Genomic DNA, 7,465 nt, shown 5'->3' with positions numbered 1-7,465 from the left:
AGTTCTTTTAGTTGTTGATTTCATAACACTCTCCAATTTTGGGGGTGGAAAGTGTCAACCTTATTTAGGACGGCACAATCAATTAAAACAAAGCGGGAACTGGTACTCCCGCTTTTTTAACATGACCAAACTCTGTTATTTTCTCTGCTTATTGATTTAGGCTAAACCTCGATCACCCACCTCATCTGGCAACTGTTGCAAAAGCCACTCTCTAAAACGCTTGACGCTTGCTGGGATTAAACCTCTATTTTTAGGTTCAAGCATAGAGAAATTGGAAGGTGTTGAAAGCACGTGTTCGACTGGCCTAACTAAAGCACCGCTTTGTAAATAGTCGTCCACTAATGATCCCCAGGCTAACGCGATGCCCTGACCATTAATTGCCGCTTGTAACAGCATTGGATAGTTATTGATGTTCATGCGATTACGAGGCGAAATATTTGGCAATCCTACACTCGCAAACCACTGCTCCCAATTCACCCAATCTCTTTGAGACTCCTCCAGATAGAGTAACGTTTTATTGAAGATTTCTTCTGGCTCACTAGGCTGGCCGATTTTCTCTAAATAAAGCGGGCTACACACAGGGAATACTTCTTCTGAAAATAGCGTTGTCACATCCATTTCCGCAGGTGGAGTGCGACAATAAAACAAGGCGAGATCGCAATCTAATCGGCGTAAGTCCAACACATTATCTGAGGCCAATATTCTTATATCGATGTCATCATGTTCATTTTGAAATTGAGCAACCTTAGGCAACAACCACAAGGCTGCCATTGCATTTGTCGTCGCAACCGTGATCTTTTGTTCGCCCTGCCACTTCTTCACTTCACCCGTGATTTGAGCAATATCGAGCAAAGATTGGCTGACAGCTTGATAATATTGAAGACCTGTAGGCGTTAAATTAATGCTTCGATTGGCTCGCGTGAACATAGCCTTGCCTAAGTATTCTTCTAATTGTCTAATTTGGCGACTGATAGCACCTTGGGTCACGTTTAGCTCGTCAGCGGCTAACGTAAAACTCAAGTGCCGCGCCGACGCTTCAAACGCAACGAGGCTATTTAAAGGTGGGAGGGGTTTGATTTTCATGTATCTTCCAGTAAGGCAGTATTGTAATTATTTTTATTCCCGGCAATCTTATGTTGCACGTGGATAATGCCATTCTGGACAACACCTCAAAAACGACAATTTATAAATGATAAAAAATAGAGATGAATCATAAATTGTTGTGAGAGAGACTGCCGTATACAGTTTCGTGGCTACAACGAGCACAAAAAGAGGAGCAGTTACTCCTCTTTTGTCTAGCCTTTTGCTCACTTTGTACGAGTTAGCCCATTTACCCTATTGCCAGTTTAGTGCTCGCGTAACGCGCTTTTTTCTTTCTTGGACTGGCTAAGAAGTACGCCAAAGTAAGGGGGCCTAATCGTCCCATAAACATCATGAAGATGATCACTAACTCACCCGGTTCGGACAAACTGCCCGTTAAGCCTCGCGATAACCCAACCGTACCCAGTGCCGAGACCGCTTCGAACATAATGTCTAACATAGACGCTTTCTCTGTCAGTAACAGCGTGAATATGGCAAACCAAGTCACCCCCACCGAGATCAGAGTCAGCGCCAATGCCTTGCTGATGGTCTCTTTGGGAATCTCGCGTTGAAAGGCATAGGTTGCTTCATCGCGACGCAAATAGCTGTAAGTCGCCAAGACTAACACTATAAATGTCACAACTTTAATGCCACTTGCCGTACTCAATGATCCACCGCCGATAAACATCAACACCAGAATGATCGCCGTTGTGGCATCTTCCAACTGATCGATAGCTAAAGTGTTGAACCCTGCCGTTCTTGGCGTCACCGCTTGAAACCACGATGCCCACCATTTCCCTGCTTCGCTCAACGGGGCAAGCGTGTTGGGGTTGTCATATTCAATCAGATAAATCGCGATAAGTGCCACCACGTTAATGATCATCGTGCCTAAGATCATCATTCGACTGTAAACGGTGAGTCGATGCCAACGGCGATTGCGTTTTAAGTCAATCCAAACCGAGAAGCCTAAACCACCAATAATGAACAAACTGGTAATGGTGAAGTTAACGACCGGGTCGTCCACGTAAGGCATTAAGCTATCGGCACTCAACGCAAAACCTGCATTGTTAAACGCACTGATGGTGTAGAAGAAACCATGGAACAAACTGGTTTCCCAGCCCAGCTCTTCACTCCAATAAACGCTCAAAATAGTGAAACCAATAAGTTCAACGAGCAGAGCGAACATCAATACAGATTTAGCAGTGGCAATGAGTGTCGATGAATCAGTCTGGTTGAACGCCTCTCTCGCGACTGCTCGCTCCAAAAAGCCAATTTTTCCGCCCAGAGCCAGCAAGGTCACGATAGCAAACGTCATCAAACCTAGGCCACCACATTGAATCAGGAAAGCAATAACCACTTGCCCAAAAGGCGTAAACGCCGTGCCCGTGTCCACCACAACTAATCCCGTCACCGTAATGGCCGATGTTGCTGTAAACAGGCTTTGAATCCAAGTGATGGGCTCTGTGGTGGCAATCGGCAGTTTGAGTAAGACCGTGCCGAGCATGATCAAGCACGCAAAGCTGAGGCTAAGTATTAATGGCGGTGCGCCCAACAATTTTTTGCCCGCTTTGGGTTTTCGCTCGATTGGGATAACAGAGGGATGCCACAAAACCATGTTACACCAACCTTGGAGCGACGTATTTCAGCTCAGCGCGACTACCGCAAAGCAACAGCGTGTCGAACTCATTAAGCACAAACTCATCATTGATATTGGTGTAGACGGCTTCTTCGCGCTTCACCAAGATAGGCTGAATGTTGTAACTGCCTCGGCTGATCAACTTAGAAAGCGGCGTATCGTGCAGATTGGATTTAACGTGGATTTCCACCACATACAAACCATGCCCCATTTCCAAATAGTTGTTCACCATCGGATAGTTGAGTGCCTGCGCGACTCTTACGCCCATCTCCTCTTCCGGATGAATAATGCGTTGTACACCAAGCTTAGACACGATGGTGTGGTGTGCTTTGGTGCTCGCTTTGACCCAAATAGATTTCACACCCAGATTTTTCAGCGCCAGCGTACACAACAAACTGGCTTGCATGTCTTCGCCAATCGCCACCAACACCACATCACTGTTCGCTAACGCTAACTCTCTGAGTGCACCTTCGTCTGTTGCGTCACATATGACCGCTTGCGTTAACTCTTCGACGTATTTTTCGACGATTTTCGGGTCGCTATCCACCCCCGTTACGGTGTGTCCAAGATGAATAAGTTCTAAGCTGGCGGCAACGCCAAATCGCCCTAGACCAATTACTGTAAAGTGAGCCATATCAATACCTAACTGTGTTTTATGTATAGAAAATGCTAATGCGTCAAGGGTTAGACTGATTTTCCGTCACGGAAAATAGGCAACACGAATCCTGTTCGAGTGCCGATAACCAGCACTAAACCTTGGCATTAACGTTGATTAAATTTGGAATTTAGTGGTGCTTGGACGCCTCTAGCACTAAACGATAACCCAACCCCGGCTCGGTTTTTAATAGCCGCTGTTCGTCAGCACTATCGTTCAGTTTTTTGCGTAGTTGACTCACTAACACACGTAAGTAGTGAGTATCTTCGACATGACTTTTTCCCCAAATCACCGCTAGCAAATGAGTTTGCTCAATGAGTTTTCCCGGCTTGAGAATCAACTGTTCAATGAAAGAAAACTCTTTCTTGGTGAGTGGAATTTCCCTCTGATCCAACCAAAATTGGTGAGTACTTTTGATGATTTTGACTCGGCCAGCCACCAGCTCATCAGCGACGGTTTGCTCATCCACCAAATCTCGAACCAGCACTTTGATGCGCGCGATGAGCTCTTTTACGCCAAAAGGCTTGCTCAAGTAATCATTCGCGCCTGCTTCTAAAAGGCGGATTTTTTCCTCTTCTTGATCGCGAGCTGTCAGCACTAGCACTGGCGTTTTATACGTCTGACGAAGCGTAGTGAGAAACTCCGCCCCATCGCCGTCGGGCAAGCCTAAATCTAGCAGAATGACGTGCGGCGAATACGCTTCGAAACACGCTTTGGCTTCTGCAATGGTACTCGCGCCAATGTAATCAAACCCTTCAGCAGACAGCGAAATTCGAATAAAGGTATGAATGCGAGGCTCATCGTCCACGACTAAAACTTTGTAACTCACGCCTGCTCTGCTCCTTGATTGAGTGGAAGTCGAATGCGGATCAGCGTCCCTTCTGATACTGGCATAGATTGAATATATCCTTGGTGTGCGGTGATGATGCCTTTGGCAACCGCGAGTCCCATTCCGGTGCCTGAATCGGCCGATTTGTTGTTCGCGCCGGAATAGAAAAGGTTGAATATTTTTTCCGCATCTTCAGCTTTGATGCCAATCCCCATGTCCCGAACATCAATCACGCACGACGAACCCTGCTTAGAAAGTGAAACCTCAACAGATTCATTCTCTGGCGAAAATCGCATGGCATTATCCAGCACATTAAAAATCGCTTGTTCGATGAGCGAACGACTTACTGATAAATAACCAACGGAATCATCCATATTCATGGAAACTTTCTCGGTGTAATTCGGCAAACGAGAAACCGCATCCCGCACAATATCTGCAATCAGCTCATCTTTTTTGGTAATTTTTAATGTGCCGTGTTGGAGCTTAGTCGCCTGTAAGAGGTTCTCGATATATTGATGCAAGCGATGGCTTTCTGAAGTCGCACTGTCGAGCAATTCTTTACGCTCTAAGTCATTGAGCTTGGGCATGTACTCGTTGAGTGTGGTCAGTGTTCCAATAATGGTTGCTAGCGGCGTGCGTAGGTCATGGGACACCGATAGCAGGATGCTGTTTTGCAGCTTGGTTTGTTTTAACTCTCCCTGCTGCCGACGATAAAGATCCGCAAAGGTGCTGGTGATAAAAGCCACCACCATAAACACGACTAAATTAAAAATGTCTTCCGGACGAAACATCTGCAAAGAGTAACGAGGCGTCGTGAAAAAGAAGTTGAAGCTCAACGCTTCGATCACCGCCGCCGCATAAGCGAATCGCGAGTTGCATTGAAACGCCACTACCACGACCGCTAACTGTAAAATCAGCAGGACTGCGGCTGTAGAGCCAAACAGTTGGTCTAACAGCCATGAGACGACAACCGCACCAACAATCACGGTAGTAGAAAAGAGAAAGGTGTTATCTCGCCATTGAACAAACATAAAATACATCAACCAAAATTCGATGTAGAAAACTTTAGCAAAAGCCCATTCGGAGTTCGCGTAAAAAAAGCGTAAAAAATTCAATAACGACAGTGAGTTATAAACATAATCATCATTAAGTTGGCCTAACTCAATGAATAATCACAAGTTAACGTTGCCCATTAACGCCTACTTACTCGGTATAAACGACAGACACAAAAAAGAGGAGCATTTGCTCCTCTTTCGTGTAGCGTCATATTAGATGACTTGCAGTTGAGCATCACCTTGCTCAGACAAAAATCCGCCGGTTTGATGCTTCCACAACTGAGCGTAAACACCACCCAATTGCAGCAGCTCGTAATGCGAGCCTTGCTCAATGATTTTGCCGTCATCCATTACAATCAAACGATCCATCGCGGCAATCGTTGATAAACGGTGAGCAATCGCAATCACTGTTTTTCCTTCCATCAGAACTTCAAGGTTTTCTTGAATTGCCGATTCTACTTCTGAATCAAGTGCAGACGTTGCTTCATCCATGATCAAAATTGGCGCGTTTTTCAGCAGAACGCGAGCAATCGCCACACGTTGACGCTGACCACCAGACAGCTTCACACCGCGTTCACCCACTTCAACGTCATAGCCAACGTTACCTTGCTCGTCTCGTAGAGATTGAATGAAATCATGAGCATGTGCTTTCTCAGCAGCTGCGATAACGGCATCCATTGAAGCATCTGGATCACCGTAAAGAATGTTCTCTTTAATTGAACGATGCAGCAAAGAGGTGTCTTGCGTGATCATACCGATGTGTTGGCGAAGCGACTCTTGTTCGACTTGAGAAATGTCCTGTCCATCAATACAAATCTTACCGGTATTTACGTCGTAAAAACGCAGCAACAAGTTGACCAACGTGGATTTACCTGCCCCAGAACGACCGACAATGCCGACTTTTTCGCCCGGTTTGATAGTCAGGTTCAAGTTCTCAAATACCGCCTTCTCGTCACTGTAGTTAAAACCTACGTGATCAAAGCAGATCTCACCTTGGGAGATTTGCAAAGGCTTAGCATTTGGTACGTCTTTCACTTCAACATCGTTTGAAATCGTATTAATACCGTCTACTACTGTACCGATGTTTTCAAACAGTGCGCTAACTTCCCACATGATCCACTTCGACATACCTTGTACGCGCAATGCAATACTGATGGCAATCGCAATAGCACCAATTGTTACAGCGTGATCTAGCCATAGATAAACCGAAATGGCACTAATAGACATCAGCAGCAAATAGTTGATGGCATCCACACTAAACAGTAAACAAGTCACCATGCGCATTTGGCGGTAAACCGTCACCAAAAATTGCTTCATGCTGCTTTCTGCGTATTCCAACTCTCGTTGCGAGTGCGCGAATAGCTTTACGGTAGATATGTTGGTGTAAGAATCGACAATGCGCCCAGTCATTACAGAACGAGCATCCGCTTGCTCTGTCGCTACTTGTTTCATTTTAGGGATAAAGTAGAACTGGATAACCGCGTACATTCCTATCCAAATCACAATAGGTAGCATTAGCAAACCATCGGCTTCGCCCATCATCCAAAGCATCGAAAGAAAATAAACGCTGATATAAACCAGTACATCCACCAGCTTCATGACCGTTTCTCGTACCGCTAACGCACTTTGCATCACTTTGGTCGCAACTCGGCCTGCAAAGTCACGCTGGAAAAATCCAACCGCTTGTTTTAGCAAGTAACGGTGAATCAACCAACGGATAGACATCGGGTAGTTACCCAATAACGTTTGGTGCATCACCATTGAGTGGACAAAACCGAGAGCTGGCATCACAACCGCCACTAAGAACAGCATCATTAGCATGCGATCACCCTGGTCTTGCCAGAATGTTGCGCGATCTTGATTAGAGAGAATATCGACGAGCTCGCCCATATAACGCAACAGCGTCACCTCAGTAATGGCAATAAGCGCACTGAACACAGCCATAACGAGTAAAGGGGCTTCAAAGCCACGAGTGTAAAAACGACAAAAGCCAAATAGCGTCTTCGGTGGCTTTTCGGTTTCCATCTGGGGAAAGGGTTGGGTCAGCTTTTCAAACCAATTGAACATAACAATGACTTTAGGTACCGCGAATGAATTTGCGAACGTTTTACTATCTTTTGATACAAAAGTCAGTAAAATACCGAAACAAAAGCTCAAATGATAATAATTACAATTAAGCTTAGCGTTAATCATAATTATCGGGAATAGAT

The 7,465-nt window shown here is 45.4% G+C and carries 6 protein-coding genes; all 6 read right to left on the bottom strand.

From position 1 onward, the window contains the following. Window positions 1-156: 156 nt before the first annotated feature. The 6 genes from R7M72_RS06795 to R7M72_RS06770 all read right to left on the bottom strand — a co-directional run bounded on the left by R7M72_RS06795 (window position 157) and on the right by R7M72_RS06770 (window position 7,322). Window positions 157-1,083: a LysR substrate-binding domain-containing protein gene (locus tag R7M72_RS06795; RefSeq protein ID WP_005385892.1), complete on the bottom strand. Its 927-nt coding sequence runs from the start codon at window positions 1,081-1,083 to the stop codon at window positions 157-159. Window positions 1,084-1,330: 247 nt separating this feature from the next. Continuing rightward, the gene (locus R7M72_RS06790; protein ID WP_062730915.1) at window positions 1,331-2,695 is read right to left on the bottom strand and encodes a TrkH family potassium uptake protein; all 1,365 of its coding nucleotides are present in this window, start codon (window positions 2,693-2,695) and stop codon (window positions 1,331-1,333) included. Between the two features lies 1 nt (window position 2,696). Further along, on the bottom strand, window positions 2,697-3,350 hold the full coding sequence (locus R7M72_RS06785; protein ID WP_005375180.1) for a potassium channel family protein: 654 nt from the start codon (window positions 3,348-3,350) through the stop codon (window positions 2,697-2,699). Between the two features lie 151 nt (window positions 3,351-3,501). Continuing rightward, complete coding sequence (locus tag R7M72_RS06780) at window positions 3,502-4,200, bottom strand: response regulator transcription factor (protein WP_062730914.1); 699 nt, start codon at window positions 4,198-4,200, stop codon at window positions 3,502-3,504. Further along, window positions 4,197-5,231 carry a DUF4118 domain-containing protein gene (locus tag R7M72_RS06775; RefSeq protein ID WP_315957251.1) on the bottom strand — a complete coding sequence of 345 codons (1,035 nt, stop codon included), beginning with the start codon at window positions 5,229-5,231 and terminating at the stop codon, window positions 4,197-4,199. The genes R7M72_RS06780 and R7M72_RS06775 overlap by 4 nt, the downstream gene beginning before the upstream one ends. A 237-nt stretch (window positions 5,232-5,468) precedes the next feature. After that, the gene (locus R7M72_RS06770; protein ID WP_033906862.1) at window positions 5,469-7,322 is read right to left on the bottom strand and encodes an ABC transporter ATP-binding protein; all 1,854 of its coding nucleotides are present in this window, start codon (window positions 7,320-7,322) and stop codon (window positions 5,469-5,471) included. Between the last annotated feature and the right edge of the window lie 143 nt (window positions 7,323-7,465).

Source organism: Vibrio sp. YT-18 (genome assembly GCF_033337345.1).
Taxonomy (GTDB): Bacteria; Pseudomonadota; Gammaproteobacteria; order Enterobacterales; family Vibrionaceae; genus Vibrio; species Vibrio alginolyticus.
The sequence above is the reverse complement of the archived record's forward strand: the minus strand, read 5'-3'. Positions and strand labels throughout refer to the sequence as shown.